Here is a 15,242-nt window from a genome sequence, read left to right as displayed (position 1 = left end):
AGGCATGCTCGGCAGATCTATTCCACGGGGAGCGTCGAAGATAGGCGATCAGGGTTTTGGCACTCGTAGTGGGCTGCTAGCCGGTCCTGCAGTTCGGCGTGGCGGAACTGGTACACCGTCCCTGCCTGCCGCAGGACCTGCCGGTCAAATGCTTGGTCAAGCAGGGGCATGAAGCGGACTTGTCGCCGGGTGGTCAACCACAACCTAAGTTCGGCGACTGACAGGATGACCGCCGGGCTCTCAGAGCCGATCCAGAGCATGCCGCATGTCCCGGCCACGATCCCGGTCGCGAGTCCGCCCACGAGTCCGAGCTGGAGATAGCCCGAGCGCCCGAAAACGAGCCCCATGGCGAGGCAAGTCCCGAGCCCGACCACCAGCCCGACCGCGACGGCCGCAGTGAGCGAGTAGCGCCTGTCCGCCCGATGAGTACGCCGCGGCGACATGTCCGTTGCTGCAGACGTCGGCCCCGCCCAGATTTCGAAGAGAGCAAGGCCGAAGGACATGAGCCCGATCAACAGCCCGACGACGAGGCCTGCCAAAGGCCCGTCCACAGGCCCGCCTGTAATCTTGCGCGCGAGCCCGACCGCAAGTCCACTCGCGAGCCCAGTCACGAGCATGGTCGGAAGCGTCCATCGGAACACCTCCGCGACTTCCTGTCGCGACAGCCGTCGCGGCGCAAACACTTTGGGTTCGAGCACTTCTGGCGCCGTCCGGGCAAAGGGCCGGCGGCGGCGCGGGAAGTAGGACGGGATGTGCCACCAGGGAAGGTCGCGCGTGGGTCCCCCGGGGCGGGTGTTCATGTGGTGGGCGAGCGAGCCGAGCCAGTATCGGGCGTGGTCGCGCTCCTGCCGGTCGGGGTAGGCGTTCGTGAAGGCATGGTCAATCAGGTGTCCCCGCACGGCCCGCGGGGTGTCGAGGTCTTGATGAAGGAGCAGGCCGGGGTCGGTGTCGGGGTGCTGATAGGCGGCCCGGGCCAAAGACAGGGCCAAGGGGGTGCTCAAGGCATCGGCGAGGACGCCCTCCGGATGGGTAGTGAGGTGGGCGGTGAGCTTGGTCCAGCGGCCGGCGTCGGTGGGGGTGCGGTCCGCAAGCAGGTATTGGGCGGAGGCGCCGACCCCGACGGGCCGCATCTCGAGGACGGCGGTGTTGGGTACCTGCTCACCGGCATGCAAGATGGCGCGGTACTCATCAGGTCGGCTTGTGAGCACCACGCGCAAGCCGGCGGACTCCTCCCGCAGTCGCTGCGCGGCGCGTGGGCGCTGGGCTTCCGGCATCTCGTCAAGGCCGTCGAGAAACAGCGCGATCCTGGCCGTGTTGAACAACCGAGCGGGCGCATCCGGGCCGAAGTTGGCGGCCCTCAGGTAAGGGTGGTCCCGTTGCAGAGAGCGAATGACCCAGTCCTGCAGTCCTTGCTGATCGGGGTCCCATGATCCAAGGGTTAGCCAGACCGGCACGGGCACCTGAGCACGATGCTCGCGGGGGGAACCGCTGCGGTGGCGCAGGGCGGCGAGCAAGAGCAGGAGCATCGCGCCGGTCTTTCCCGTGCCCGCGCCCCCGATAAGCACGAGCCGGCCGTGCCGCAGCCGGGTGTATACCTCGTCGTGCAAGCGGGCCACCACACCGGAGGCAAGCACCTCGCCGCCCAGTTCGCGTATCGGTGCGGGGTCGACGGCGAGTGCGGGGGACCGGTTCACCTCATCCCGGGACGCGCCGAGGTCCGAGGTCGCCCACCGCCAGCGCACACGGGCAGGGGCGGGGGTCACGATGCCCCGCGCGGTGGCCTGCTGCGCCCAGGTTTGGAGGGTTCGCTCGGCGAGAAGGTCCGCGGCGGCCTCGACCTGGTCCAGAGTCGCGGTCGCGATCTCCGCGCTGGTGATGTTCTGCCACCGTGAAACGAACCAGACGATGAGCGCCACCACCGCAGCACCGATCGCCCAGAATGTCCCGTTCACCTGCGCAAGGTCCGCCGCGGTCACGGGCGCGGTACCTTGCCGAATCCACAGCACGACGACCACCGCGGCTATTAGCACGAGAGCGACGCACAGGATGAGCACCGCGCGCCGCCACCACTTGTTCATGTCGGACATCGTCGCAGCCGGAGGTGGCCCGCGGGGCGGGGACGGACGGGTGCCCTCGTGGCAGGTCCCATCTAAAATGCCCGGTCATACGCTTGACGGGCTTGCCGAACGTCCCGGCCAGAAGTCAGTTATCGATACCCGTCGCCCGTCACCCGGTGAGAGCGCTCGGCATCCGCGACCCAAACCCACACACGGCCAGACCTGTCGATACGCCAGGGGTCGTCGACACAGCCTGCTCCAGGCGCTCGTGTATGAGCTCAGCATCTTCACGGGTCGTGTCCTGCGGCCGAGGCGCTCGCTCCCGGTCATGGTTCCCTGTCGGTATAGGCCCGGCACTCAAACTGTCTGATGTCTCCTCTACACACTTTCGGTACGACGATCGGGAAGCATCAACGACGCATGAGGCTGACCTGAAGGTGAATGGAGCTGATGCCCTCAGCGCGGCAGATGCGCATGTCCTCGCCGGCCGGTTCAAGATGTGCGAATCCGCTGGGCTCGACGCACCTAGACTGGTTCGCCGTGTCTCTTGAAACGAGCAGGCTGCGGCCCGACCAGGTGGCGCTCCTAACCCGCTGGGTCCCAGATGCGCGGGTGGTGGCCGACCTCAGCTGGGGCTTGGTCGAGACGAGAGTCCTGAAACTGACGAGCGCAGAGGGCCCGCTGATCCTCAAGGCGGGCGGCCCCAGTGATGGACACATCGTCCGTGAGCTCCGAGCCCACCGCGAGTGGCTGCAGCCGTGGGTCAGCACCGGTCGCGCCCCGCAGATCCTCTTCGGCGATGAGGCAGCCAAGGTACTTGTGACCGGCTATCTGCCGGGCGAGCTCGTCGAGGGCACAGCCGCGCAGGACGACCCCGACACATACCGTCAGGCCGGTTCGCTGCTGGCGCGCTACCACGCGCAGACGGCGACGTTCGACCGCGCGTGGAACCGCAACTTGGGCGCCCGCGTCCAGCGGCACCTCTCGATGCCACACCGGATCGACCCTGAGGTCGTGAGCGACGTCCGCGAGGAGTTGTCTCACTGGCCCGACGAGGGCGCCTGGGTAGTCCCAACGCACGGTGACTGGCAGCCGAGGAACTGGCTCGTTGACGGCGGACTGGTCCGGATCATCGACTTTGGGCGTGCGGACCTCCGGCCTCCGAGTGAGGATTTCGTGCGTCTCGCGCGACAGGACTTCGCGCGGAACCCGGAGTTAGAGACCGCTTTCATGACCGGCTACGGCGAGGATCCACGCGAGCCACAGGACTGGCGCCGAGCGATGGTCGCCGAGGCAGTGGGGACAGCCGTCTGGGCGTTCGGCGTTGGAGACCAGGACTTCGAGCGGGTGGGCCATCGCATGCTGGCCCAGCTCTACTCAGCCTGACCGTCGGGTGAGAGCCCGTCCCACTCGCCGCGCTTACGGCCCCCACGTAATCATCCTCCAGGCGGCGAACCGGAACGCCCTGACATCGGCATGACAGGAAGTTGTCGAACGTCCCGGCCCTGGGACCTACCGGTGGGCGCCCTCCGGTCGTCTGGAGAGAGCGCTTCGGCAGCCGCGAACCAAACGCAGGCGCAAAGTCGGTCCCGTCGGGACGACAGCGGTCGTCGACACGGCCTGCTCGAGGCGCTCGCGTATGAGCTCAGCGTCTTCACGGGTCGTGTCGTGCGGCTGGTGGCGCTCGCTGGCTGTCATGGTTTCCCCTGTCGATCTAGGCTCGGCTTCTGCCGCGGTCCGATGTCTCCCATACACACCTTCGGTACGTCGACGCGGCCCCAGCGCTGCGGGTCGAGCTGCGACTCGTGGAGCACCTGCCCGGCGGCCTCGCGCTCGATGTCACCCGCGAGCAGCACGGTCAGCCCGTGGACGTGCATCGTCATCACGACCGAGCCGTTGTTGGGCACGGAGCCCGCGTCGATGCGCCGGGCGGGCCACCAGACGTCCGCGCTGACCGCGCCGACTGTGAGGCGCTCCCCCGCCCGCAGCTCGCCCAGAGGGATGCGACGGGCCGCGGCCAGCCGGGCGACGCGGGCTGCCTCGGCTGGCGGGTCGAGGACGGGCGAGGCCCGGATCTCGGCGACCGGTCGCTCGAGCACCGCGGCCAGTCCGCCGACGTGGTCGGCGTGGTAGTGGGTCAGCACGACGAGGTCGACGGCCGTCGCGCCGATGCGGTCGAGGCACGCCCGCATCGGCTCGGGGTCGGGGCCGGCGTCGACGACCACGACGTGCCCGCCGCCGTTGTCGACCACGAGCCCGTCGCCCTGCCCGACGTCGCAGGCGATGAGGGCCCAGCCGGGTGGGGGCCACGCGATCGGGGCGGTCGGCGCTGCGAAGCCCGCGGTGAGCACGACCACCGCGACCGCGACCGTGGGTCGGTGTCGGGTGCGGAGCCACGCCCAGGGCGCCGCTACGACGACGCCGACCGTGAGGAGCGCGAGCAGGATCGCCGCGCCGGCGGAGTCACCCCAGGCGATGGCACCGAAGGGCAGGTCGGCGCACGACCGGGCCACGGCCGCGATGGCCTGGGCAGGCAGGGCCGCCACCCACGCGAGCCAGCCCGCACCCGTGACCCAGACGACCGAGACGAGCGCGACGATGACTCCCACGACGGTCGTCGGCGCGACGAAAGGCGCTGCGAGGAGGTTGGCGAGCACGGCGACGACCGAGACGCTCCCCTGCAGCGGCACGACGACCGGTGCGCAGACCACCTGTGCCGCCACCGGGATCGCGAGGACGGGTCCCAACGGCTTGAGCGGGCCGGGGAGTCTTCGCGCGAAGACACGCCCCCACGGGCGGGCCAGGACGAGCAGACCGAGCGTGGCGATGCTCGACAGGGCGAAGCCGTAGGAGCGGGACAGCCACGGGTCCCAGACGAGCAGCACGACGATCGCCCCCGCGAGCGCCGGGATGCCGGCTCGGCGCCGTGACGTCGAGAGCGCGAGCAGCCCGACGAGACCCATGACGGCGGCGCGCACGACGCTGGGCTCGGGCCGCGCCAGGATGACGAAGCCGAGCAGGCCGAGCGCAGCCGCCGGCGGGCGCCAGCGGCGCCGGACGCCGACCAGTCCGCAGAGCCAGACCACCGCGGCGAGCACGAACGTGACGTTGCTGCCGGACACGGCGCTGAGGTGGCTGAGGCCCGTCCCGAGCATCGCCGCGGTGAGGTCGGCCGGGGTCTGGGTGGTGTCGCCGACGACGAGCGCCGGGACGAGGCCGCGCGCATCGGGCCAGAGGGACTCGGTGGCGGCCCGGAAGCGCTGACGCACGACATCGGCCGCCTGGAAGACCCCGCCGGCTCCCCCGACGACCTGCACGGCTCCCTTGGGCGTCGCGACCGCGACGACGTCGTCACCGGGCTCGGCCGGCCCGAGCCGCAGGACGACGTCGACCTCGTCGTGCCAGTGGAGCCTCGACCATTGCGGGCCCCGTCCGATGACGAGCACGGGAGCCGTCACCGCCGTCGTCCGGCCCCGGCCCGCGACCTGGGTCACGTCGAGTCGCACGACGCTCACGGACGGGGCGTCCGGACGGTCCGTCCCCGCCCCGGTCCCGCTGCGGACCGCCCGGGGATCGGCGGCCACCGTGGCCCGGACCGTGACGATGGCCCGCTCGGCGGCGAGGTCCCCGACCGGACCGGCGGTGCGCACGGCCCGGTGGCCGACGGCGGCGCCGAGCAGGAGGGAGAGGACGGCGCAGACGGCTGCGACGCCGCGCAGGGCAGGCGGACCGAACGCCACCGCACTCGCGCGCACGCCCCCACCGCGACGCGGCAGCCGCACGCAACGCAGGCACGCGGTGACCCCGCGCCGTGCCGCGGTGGCAGCAAGGACCCCTCCAGCGATGGCGGCCAGGGCGACCGTGGCGACGACCCAGGTCGGGGCGAGGAGTCCCCAGAAGGCCACGGCGGGCCAGGCGAGCAGCACCGGCACGAGCAGCCGCAGGTCGAGACGGCGCGAGGCGCGTGGCCGGACCCGACGCACGGTCTCCCGACCGGTCAGCACGACGAGCGACGGACCCCGTGGCGCCTGCTCGCGCTCCCTCGGCGGCACGGGTGCCCGCCGCGTCACAAGGTCACCTTCGGGCGTAGCTGCGCCATGAGCTTGTCGCCGATGCCGCTCACCTCGCCGAGCTCGTCGACCGAGGTGAAGCGGCCGTGCTCGGTGCGCCAGTCGATGATCCGCTGGGCGAGCACCGGACCGACACCGGGCAGCGTGTCCAGAGCGGCTGCGTCGGCAGCGTTGAGGCTCACGGGACCGCCCGAGCCCCCGGACGAGCCGGACCCGCCCGTGCCCACCGTCCCGGCGCCGCCGGACCCACCGGCACTCCCGACAGCAGCCGGCGGCTCTCCCGGCCTGGGCACCCGGATCTGCTCCCCGTCGACGACGAGCCGCGCCAGGTTGAGGGCCGCGAGATCCGCCCCCGAGCGGGTGCCCCCGGCCGCCGTGATGGCGTCGGCCACGCGAGCGCCCTGCCGCAGCCGCACGAGCCCCGGACGCACGACCTGCCCCACGACGTGCACGACCAGCTCCGCGCCGGAGGTCGGCGCACCCGTCGGCGCACCCGTCAGGGCGGCCGGTGACCCACCCGCCGGCGCACCCGTGGAGTCGACCGCCGCCGTCCCACCCACGACCTGGACCGTCCTCGACGGTCCGGGCGTGACGTCGGGCGCCGACGCCGATCGTTCGGCCCACAGCACGCGCAGCACGAAGACGCAGCCCACGGCCACGACGAGGGCGAGCAACGAGACGACGGCGGAGCTGCTCACCCCACGCCGCCCACTGCGCAGCTCGTCCGGGACCGTGAGCACGCCCGGCCGGCGGGCCCGGCGCAGGTCGGCGTCGAGACGCTCCACCTCGTCGTCGTCCGTGGCCCGTTGGGTGAGCCTCCGCACCGCTGACGCCACCGGGCTGCCAGCCTCACTCGCACCGGGGGCGCGCGGCACCCAGCCACCGGCCTCCTCCTCCGCCACGACGAAGCCGGCCGCGTCATCGCTCGGCCCCGCCCGCACCCCGCCGGCCCCGAGGATCCGCGCCACCCGCTCGAGGTCCGGCGGTCTCTGGGCGAATCGGAACGGCATACCCCGACGCTAGGAAACCGGCCGCGCACCCGCCCGCGCCCGGGCACCCGCTGGGGACAACCGGTCCCGCGCCGGATGGGGTGTGGACGGCCACGGCCCGAGACGGCCCGCGCGTCGATTCACGCCCTCACGCCCGGCTGGTCCAGACTGCTCCAATGGCTCGGCACATCATGACCCTCACCTGCGACGACCGACCCGGCATCGTGGCGGCCGTCTCCGCGGCGCTGCTCGCCGTCGACGCGAACATCGTCGAGAACCAGCAGTACTCCGACGAGGACACCGACCTCTTCTTCATGCGCACGGTCTTCGACGCCGAGCCGCACGAGGTCGAGCAGGTCCTGGCCGCGGTCCGCGAGAGCCCCGCCATCGCGCACCACCACCTCGCGGCCCGGCCCGAGGACGAGCACTGCCGCACCGTCATCCTCGTCAGCAAGTTCGACCACTGCCTCCTCGACCTGCTCTACCGCTGGAAGTCCGGCGACCTGCCCATCGACATCGTCGGCGTCGTGAGCAACCACGAGGACTGCCGCGGGCTCGTCGAGTACTACGGCCTGCCCTTCACCGTCATCCCCGTCACCAAGGACACCAAGGCCGACGCCGAGGCCGAGCTCCTGCGTCTCGTCGAGGCCGAGGACGTCGGGCTCGTCGTGCTCGCGCGCTACATGCAGATCCTCAGCGACGACCTGTGCCGCGCGCTCGAGGGCCGCGCCATCAACATCCACCACTCGTTCCTGCCGGGCTTCAAGGGCGCCAAGCCCTACCACCAGGCGCACGACCGTGGCGTCAAGCTCATCGGCGCCTCGGCCCACTACGTCACGGCCGACCTCGACGAGGGCCCGATCATCGAGCAGGACGTCGTGCGCGTCACGCACGCCGAGTCACCCGAGCGGCTCGTCGCCATCGGCCGCGACGTCGAGCGCCGCGTGCTCTCCCGCGCGGTCCGCGACCACGCGGAGTCCCGCGTCTTCCTCTCGGGTCGCCGCACCATCGTCTTCTGAGCCGTCACCCGCTCGCGTATGCCGTGTGCCCCGGGACGCTGACCGGGCACCGCCGGCCACGTGGCTCGGTCACCTGCCGGACCCAGCCGGTCTGTAGCGTGCTGGCATGAGTGGGTCGAGGTTCGTCGTCGGGGACCCGCACTTCGGACGGTTCACCCGGACGGCGGAGGAGGACGACGCTGCCCTCGAGGCCGCTCGCGCCGACCTCGCGTCCGCCGTCGAGGCAGCGCCCGGCGACGGCGCGGGCGCAGCGGTGCTCGACGCCGCCGTCGACCTCGCCGAGGCCCTCACGATCGCCGGGCAGGAGCAGGAGGCGGTCGCGCTCGCCCGCCCGGCCGTCCGCGTCGCCCGGGAGACAGGCCGCGACGAGACACTGCGCTGGGCGCTCCTCGTGCTCGGGACGGCCGAGCACTACGCCGACGAGACCGCCGCCGCCGAGGCGCACTTCCGCGAGGCCCTCGACCACGCCCGCTCGTCCGGCGACCGGGTCCTCGAGCACTACACGTTGCACCACCTGGGCCGGTTCCTCGTCGACACGGGCCGCACCGACGAGGCGGTGGTGTGCTTCGAGGCGTGCCTCGTCATCCGCGAGGAGCTCGGCGAGCCTCGGGCCGAGACGACGCGGGCGGCCTTGGCCGCCCTCACCGCCCTGACCGAGGGCTCCTGACGGCCGGCGCGGAGCCGCTGACCACGTCGGACGGGGTTTGGGGCGCGGCTCGTCCCGCCGTGGTGGCAGCACCACGGCGGGACGAGCCTGCACACGTCAGAGCCCGAAGGCGTACAGCTTGTTGTTGAAGGTGCCGAAACCGAAGTTGCTGTAGCCGGAGCCCCAGTAGACGCTGCCGTTCGAGATGGCCGCGCCGGAGAGGCATGACCCGCCGCTCTCGAAGCTCCACAGCACGCCGCCCGTCGCAGCGTCGAGGGCGTACATGTGCCCCAGCGAGTCGAGGGAGCAACCGAACACGACGCCGTTCGCGGTGGTCACGGGTCCGGAGGTGCTGCCGCCGTCCGGCGGACGCGTCTCCCACACCCTCTGTCCGGTGACCGCGTCGAGCCCCGACCAGACGCCGCTCGTCTGACCGCTCGGGCCCCACGGGACGAGGTTGCTGTTGGCGTTGGCGGTGTAGACCCGCTTGCCGTCTACGGCCGACCCCCACTGCAAGCCTCCGGCGGTGCCGCCGGGACCGGCCTGGGTGCGCCAGATGAGCGCACCCGTGTCGGCCCGCAGGGCCCAGTACTGACCGCTCTTCTGACCGGCACCGACGACGTCGACCGAGCGGCCGCCGGCGTCCTTGACGGTATAGAGGTTGGGTGCCTGCCCGAAGTCGTAGTCCGGACCGGCCGGCTCGGGACAGTTGACACCGTCACCGAAGAACGGGATGCACCCGACCGTCCAGGCATCGAAGGGCAGGGCTTGAGTGGCCCACTTGATCGCGCCCGTGCGCATGTCGAGCGAGAGGATCGAGTCGAAGTGGTCGTCGGCCGGCAGGCAGGCTCGCTTGGCCGCGTCCGTGGGCGCCGTCGCAACGCAGTCGAGGACGGTGTCGGGCACGTCGTAGTTGTTGCCCGTGGCGATGTAGACCGAGCCGCGCTTGGTGTCGATCGCGGGCGAGCTGCCCCACACCGCGTTGCCCGGGTAGCCGACGGGAGTCAAGAACGTCTTCCAGAGGATCGCTCCGGTCGCGAGGTCGAGCGCGGCCATGCTGCCGCGGAACGAGCAACATTCGTAGTCGCCAGACGCCGAGAAGGCCTCCTCCTGCGAGGCGACGCCGACGTAGACGACGCCGTCGAACACGGTCGCCGACTGCGTGATGATCGCTGCGGGGTGGCTCTCGACCTGGGTCTTCCACAGCAGGGCGCCGGTGTTCTTGTCGACGGCCATGACGGCACCGCCACCGCCGAACGGCCCTTGGTTGCCGATGACGAGCGCGCTGTCGGTCACGGCCGGGGTGGCCCGGGCCTTGTCCCCGGGGATTCCCGTGTAGCTGGTGATCGTGCGCTGCCACACGACGGCACCGGTAGAACGGTTGACGGCGTAGAGGTTGCCGGCCCAGTCAGGGACGTACACCCGGCTCCCGTCGACGGCAGGAGTGGCCGACACGTCGCCACCGGTCGTCAGCTCCCACTTCTTCGTCAGTCCCCCGACCGTCGCCGCGGAGATCTTCGTCTCGCTCGCGGCGTACCTCGTGTTCTGCCGGTCCCCGCCGGCAGAGTTCCATCCGTTTCCCCCTGGAGCGGCTGCTGCCTGTCCCCCGACGAGCAGGGTCCCTGCGATCCCTGCTGCCACCCACAGCCGTGCATGACGCATCATCCTGGTCATCTCAGCTCCTAGCCCGACGACCCCTCGGGGGTCGCCATGGTGACCCCCGAGTGGACGTCTTCGAAAATAGACCCGTCGGACGGGCGCGGTACGCGGTTCCGGCCAGACTGACGACGGACTCGGGGGACGCAGCGGTCGAAGTGGGACAAGCCGCTCAGGGCAGCTCAGGGCAGCTCAGGGCAGGTGTCGCTGGCGCCACCAGCCGACGACGTTGTTCTTGTGGCGAGCGAGGACCAGCAGCCCGATCGCCATGAGCCACAGGCCAGTCCACACATCACCGGGTGCATGGCCGGTCCAGATGAGGACGGCCACGACGAGCATCGCGAGGGCGCCGAAGATCGAGCCGGCCGCGACCCAGCGGGTGACGGCGACGGCGACGCCGAAGACCACGACGACGACGAGGGCCACCCACGGGTGCACCCCGAGGATCGCGCCCAGCGTCGTCGCGACCCCCTTGCCGCCGCGTCCCTTGAGGAAGGGCGACCAGATGTGTCCGAGCACCGCGGCGATGCCCACAGCGTAGGCCGCGTGGGCGCCGAAGAGATGACCCGCGACGAACGTCGGGACGAGTCCCTTGAGGACGTCGAGGACGCCGACGACGACACCCCACTTGCGCCCGAGGACCCGGCCGGCGTTCGTCGCACCCGGGTTGCCCGACCCGGACGAGGCGAGGTCCTCGCCGAGGAGACGGGCGATCATCGTCGCCGGGTTGAGCGAGCCGACGAGGAAGGCGGCGACCACCCCTCCCGCCCAGGCGAGACCCGTGCCGACGTTCACGACCCGGGGACCTCGCCGGGTGACGGACGGTGAGCGAGAGCGTCGCCGGGACGCGGGCTGACGGCGATGGCCACGGTGCCGGGCCCCACGTGGGCGCCGACGACCGCGCCGAGCTCGACGACGAGCACCTCCGGCGAGCCCGGGACCATCGTGCGCAGCTCCGACGCGATCTGCTCGGCACGAGCCGGTGCGTCGAGGTGGTGGACGGCGATGTCGACGACGACGCCGCCCTGCTCGACCTGCTCGACGACCATCGCCTCGATGCGGGCGACGGCACGCGAGGACGTGCGCACCTTCTCGACCGGCACGATCCGGCCCCCGCGCACGGCGAGGATCGGCTTGATGGCGAGGGCCGACCCGAGCAGGGCCGACGCGGCGCCGATCCGGCCGCCACGGCGCAGGTGCTCGAGCGTGTCGACGTAGAAGAGGACGCCCGAGGGCTCGAGCCGCGAGCGCACGGCCTCGAGGACGGTCGGCACGTCGGCTCCCCCGGCGGCCGACTCGGCGGCGGCGATGACGGCGAAGCCCATGGCCATCCCGATGGTCTCGCTGTCGACGACCTCGACCGGGACCGGCGCCTCGGCCGCCGCCAGCCGGGCCGCCTCCACGGTCCCCGACATCTGCGACGACAGGTGGATCGACACGATCGCCGTCGCGCCCTCGTCGGCGAGCCGCTGGTAGGTCTCGGCGAACACCTGCGGCGTCGGGCGCGACGTCGTCACGATCGTGTATTCGCGCAGGGCCGCTGCGACCCGCTCGGCGGAGATGTCCCGCCCCTCGACGTGGTCACGGCCCCCGACGACGACGTGGAGCGGGACGACCTCGATGCCGTGCTCCTCGACGACCTCACCGGGCAGGTAGGACGTCGAGTCGGTGACGATCCTCGTGGTCACGTCCCGCTCCCTCCGTCGTCGGTCAGGTCGTCACATCGGGACGACGTTGACGAGCTTCGGTGCCCGCACGATGACGGTGCGGATGCCGCCCTCCGTCGCCGCCCTCACCTTGTCACGACCGAGCGCCAGCTCGCGCAGGTCGTCCTCGGAGATGTCGGGGCTCACCTCGACGCGGTCGCGGACCTTGCCCTTGATCTGGATGACGCAGGTGACCTGCTCCTCCACGATCTTCGCGGGGTCGCTGACGGGGAAGGCGGCATACGCCACCCCACCGTCGTGCCCGAGCCGCTGCCACATCTCCTCGGCGATGTGCGGGGCGACGGGCGCGAGCATGAGCACCATGGCCTCGACGACCTCACGCGGCGGCGCGTCGAGCTTCGTCACGGCGTTGTTGAGCTCGATGAGCTTGGCGATGGCCGTGTTGAAGCGCAGACCCTCGAAGTCCTCGCGCACGCCGGCGATCGTCTGGTGCAGCTGCGTCGTCAGGGCCTGGTCGAGTGGCGCGTCGACGACCCGCACCTCGCCCGTCGTCTCGTCGACGACGTTGCGCCACAGGCGCTGCAGGAAGCGCTGGCTGCCGACGACGGCGCGGATCTCCCACGGCTTGCTCAGCTCGAGCGGGCCCATCGACATCTCGTAGACACGGAAGGTGTCGGCGCCGTACGCGTCGTACATCTCGTCGGGGCTGACGGAGTTCTTCAGCGACTTGCCGATCTTGCCGTACTCACGGTTGACCTGCTGCCCCTGCCACGTGAACGTCGGCTCGGCGCCGTGGCTGCCCGCGTGCTCCTCGACCTCGGACGCGGTGACGTACTGGCCGCGGCTGTCGGTGTAGGCGTACGCCTGGATGTAGCCCTGCGAGAAGTACTTCCGGAAGGGCTCCTCGCTGCGCACGTGGCCGAGGTCGTAGAGGACCTTGTGCCAGAAACGGGCGTAGAGCAGGTGCAGCACAGCGTGCTCGACCCCGCCGACGTAGAGGTCGACGCCACCCGGGTCGCGGGTGCCGGGCGGGGCGCCCTCGACGGGGGTGTCGTGCCGGCCCAGCCAGTACGCCTCGTTGGCCGGGTCGACGAACGCGTCGTGGTTGGCCGGGTCGAGGTAGCGCAGGTAGTACCAGCACGAACCCGCCCAGTTGGGCATGGTGTTCGTCTCGCGGCGGAACTTCCGCAGGCCCCGGCCGTCGCCGAGGTCCTGCTCGACCTCGACCCACTCGGGCACACGCGACAGCGGCGGCTCCGGGCTGCTCTGGGAGTCGTCCGGGTCGAACGTCTTGGGGCTGTAGTCCGGCACGTCCGGGAGGGTCAGGGGCAGCTCGTCGTCGGGGACGGCATACGCCACCCCGTCCTCGTCGAACATGATGGGGAACGGCTCGCCCCAGTAGCGCTGGCGGCTGAAGAGCCAGTCGCGGATGCGGTAGCTGATGGTGCCCTCGCCGAGCCCCTCGGCCTCGAGCAGCTCGATGATGCGCGCCTTGGCCTCGGCGACGTGGAGGCCGTCGAGCGAGACGCGGTCGTTGGCCGAGTTGATCGCGACGCCGTCGCCGAGGAACGGCTCGTCGTCCGGGTGTCCCTCGGTGGGCTGGACGGTGCGGACGATCGGGATGTCGAACTTCTCGGCGAACTCCCAGTCGCGGGTGTCCTGACCGGGCACGGCCATGATCGCGCCGGTGCCGTAGCCCATCAGGACGTAGTCGGCGACGAAGACCGGGATGCGCTCTCCCGTCAGGGGATTCGTGGCCCACGAGCCGGTGAAGACACCGGTCTTGTCCTTGCCCTCGGTCTGCCGCTCGACGTCACCCTTGCGCGATGCCGCGAGCTGGTATGCCGTCACGGCCTCCGTCGGGGTGCCGGCCGCGTCGGCGTCCGCCCCCTTCCAGGCGTCCTGGGTGCCCTCGGGCCACGGGCCGGCGGGGACGAGCGCGTCGACGAGCGGGTGCTCGGGAGCGATGACCATGAAGGTCGCGCCGAAGATCGTGTCGGGGCGGGTCGTGAAGACGTCGATGCCGTCGTCCTCGCCGGTGCCGGTGACGACGGGGAAGGTGACGCGGGCGCCCTTGGACCGACCGATCCAGTTGCGCTGCATGAGCTTGACCTTCTCGGGCCAGTCGACGCCGTCGAGGTCGTCGGCCAGGCGGTCGGCGTACGCCGTGATGCGCATCTTCCACTGGCTGAGGTTGCGCCGGAAGACCGGGTAGTTGCCGCGCTCGGAGCGACCCTCGTTGGTGACCTCCTCGTTGGAGAGCACCGTGCCGAGGCCGGGGCACCAGTTGACCGGGGCCTCGTCGGTGTAGGCCAGACGATGACCCTCGAGGACCTTGGCGCGCTCGGTCGCGGAGAGGTCGGCCCAGCCGCGGCCCTCCGCGTCGACGACGCCGCGGGCGCCGGACTCGAACTGCTCGACGAGCTCGCTGATGGGGCGGGCCTTCCCGCGGCCGCCGTCCTCGCGCACGGCGTCGACGTCGTACCACGCGTCCCAGATCTGCAGGAAGATCCACTGCGTCCAGCGGTAGTAGTCGTCGTCGATCGTCGCGAAGGTGCGGCGGTTGTCGAAGCCCAGCCCGAGGCGGCGCAGCTGGCGCTTCATGTTCGTCATGTTCTCCTCGGTGGTCTTCCGAGGGTGCTGCCCGGTCTGGACGGCGTACTGCTCCGCGGGCAGGCCGAAGGCGTCGTAGCCGAGGGCGTGGAGGACGTTCTTGCCGAGCATCCGGTGGAAGCGGCTGTAGACGTCGGTCGCGATGTAGCCGAGCGGGTGGCCGACGTGCAAACCGACCCCCGAGGGGTAGGGAAACATGTCGAGGACGACGAGCTTCTCGCCGCGCGCCGCGACCTTCTCCGGCTCGGCCCACGGGCCGGCGGGGTTCGGGGCGTTGAACGTGCCCTCTTCCTCCCAACGGTCCTGCCAGGAGGTCTCGATCTGCTGCGCCATCGCCGCGGTGTAGCGGAACGGCGTGTCGTTGCTCTGCTCGCTCATGTCTTCTCTTTCGTCGCTGCTCGGTCTGGGCAAAAGAAAACCCCTCGCACAGGAGGGGAAGCCGCGTTGATGTCGGGAGTCCCGACCTTCGTCAACGCGGCTGCGGAAGGAGCAGCAGGCCAGCCATGCGCCCAAGGTTAGCGCAGC

At 71.2% G+C, this 15,242-nt stretch carries 10 protein-coding genes; 3 read left to right on the top strand and 7 right to left on the bottom strand.

Going from position 1 to position 15,242, the window contains the following annotated elements; translation table 11 throughout:
• Positions 1-17: 17 nt before the first annotated feature.
• Positions 18-2,078 carry a hypothetical protein gene (locus ACSSS0_RS19060; RefSeq protein WP_487229225.1) on the bottom strand — a complete coding sequence of 687 codons (2,061 nt, stop codon included), beginning with the start codon at positions 2,076-2,078 and terminating at the stop codon, positions 18-20.
• 594 nt (positions 2,079-2,672) lie between these two features.
• On the opposite strand from ACSSS0_RS19060, the gene ACSSS0_RS19055 reads away from it, so the two are divergent.
• Positions 2,673-3,443 (top strand): phosphotransferase family protein, encoded by a 771-nt coding sequence (locus ACSSS0_RS19055; protein ID WP_487229224.1) that lies wholly within the window; start codon positions 2,673-2,675, stop codon positions 3,441-3,443.
• Positions 3,444-3,751: 308 nt separating this feature from the next.
• On the opposite strand, the gene ACSSS0_RS19050 is transcribed toward ACSSS0_RS19055, so the two are convergent.
• On the bottom strand, positions 3,752-6,127 hold the full coding sequence (locus tag ACSSS0_RS19050; RefSeq protein ID WP_487229223.1) for a ComEC/Rec2 family competence protein: 2,376 nt from the start codon (positions 6,125-6,127) through the stop codon (positions 3,752-3,754).
• On the bottom strand, positions 6,124-7,137 hold the full coding sequence (locus tag ACSSS0_RS19045; RefSeq protein ID WP_487229222.1) for a ComEA family DNA-binding protein: 1,014 nt from the start codon (positions 7,135-7,137) through the stop codon (positions 6,124-6,126). Before ACSSS0_RS19045 ends, ACSSS0_RS19050 begins: the two co-directional genes overlap by 4 nt.
• Positions 7,138-7,292: 155 nt before the next feature.
• Here ACSSS0_RS19045 and purU point away from each other — a divergent pair, with 155 nt between their 5' ends.
• Positions 7,293-8,135: a formyltetrahydrofolate deformylase gene (gene purU / locus ACSSS0_RS19040; protein ID WP_435986431.1), complete on the top strand. Its 843-nt coding sequence runs from the start codon at positions 7,293-7,295 to the stop codon at positions 8,133-8,135.
• Between the two features lie 106 nt (positions 8,136-8,241).
• Complete coding sequence (locus ACSSS0_RS19035) at positions 8,242-8,802, top strand: tetratricopeptide repeat protein (RefSeq protein ID WP_487229221.1); 561 nt, start codon at positions 8,242-8,244, stop codon at positions 8,800-8,802.
• 96 nt (positions 8,803-8,898) lie between these two features.
• Here ACSSS0_RS19035 and ACSSS0_RS19030 read toward each other — a convergent pair whose 3' ends face one another.
• From ACSSS0_RS19030 to leuS, 4 genes are all read right to left on the bottom strand, one after another.
• Complete coding sequence (locus ACSSS0_RS19030; RefSeq protein WP_487229220.1) at positions 8,899-10,455, bottom strand: outer membrane protein assembly factor BamB family protein; 1,557 nt, start codon at positions 10,453-10,455, stop codon at positions 8,899-8,901.
• Between the two features lie 174 nt (positions 10,456-10,629).
• Positions 10,630-11,232, bottom strand: coding sequence for a glycerol-3-phosphate 1-O-acyltransferase PlsY (gene plsY / locus ACSSS0_RS19025; protein WP_487229219.1), 603 nt, complete (start codon positions 11,230-11,232; stop codon positions 10,630-10,632).
• Entirely contained in the window at positions 11,229-12,125 is an 897-nt protein-coding gene (locus ACSSS0_RS19020) for a DegV family protein (protein ID WP_487229218.1), read from the bottom strand. Before ACSSS0_RS19020 ends, plsY begins: the two co-directional genes overlap by 4 nt.
• A 30-nt stretch (positions 12,126-12,155) precedes the next feature.
• Positions 12,156-15,095 carry a leucine--tRNA ligase gene (leuS, locus tag ACSSS0_RS19015; protein ID WP_487229217.1) on the bottom strand — a complete coding sequence of 980 codons (2,940 nt, stop codon included), beginning with the start codon at positions 15,093-15,095 and terminating at the stop codon, positions 12,156-12,158.
• Positions 15,096-15,242: the final 147 nt, after the last annotated feature.

The organism is Terrabacter sp. R4-6 (assembly GCF_057529065.1).
The sequence above is the reverse complement of the archived record's forward strand: the minus strand, read 5'-3'. Positions and strand labels throughout refer to the sequence as shown.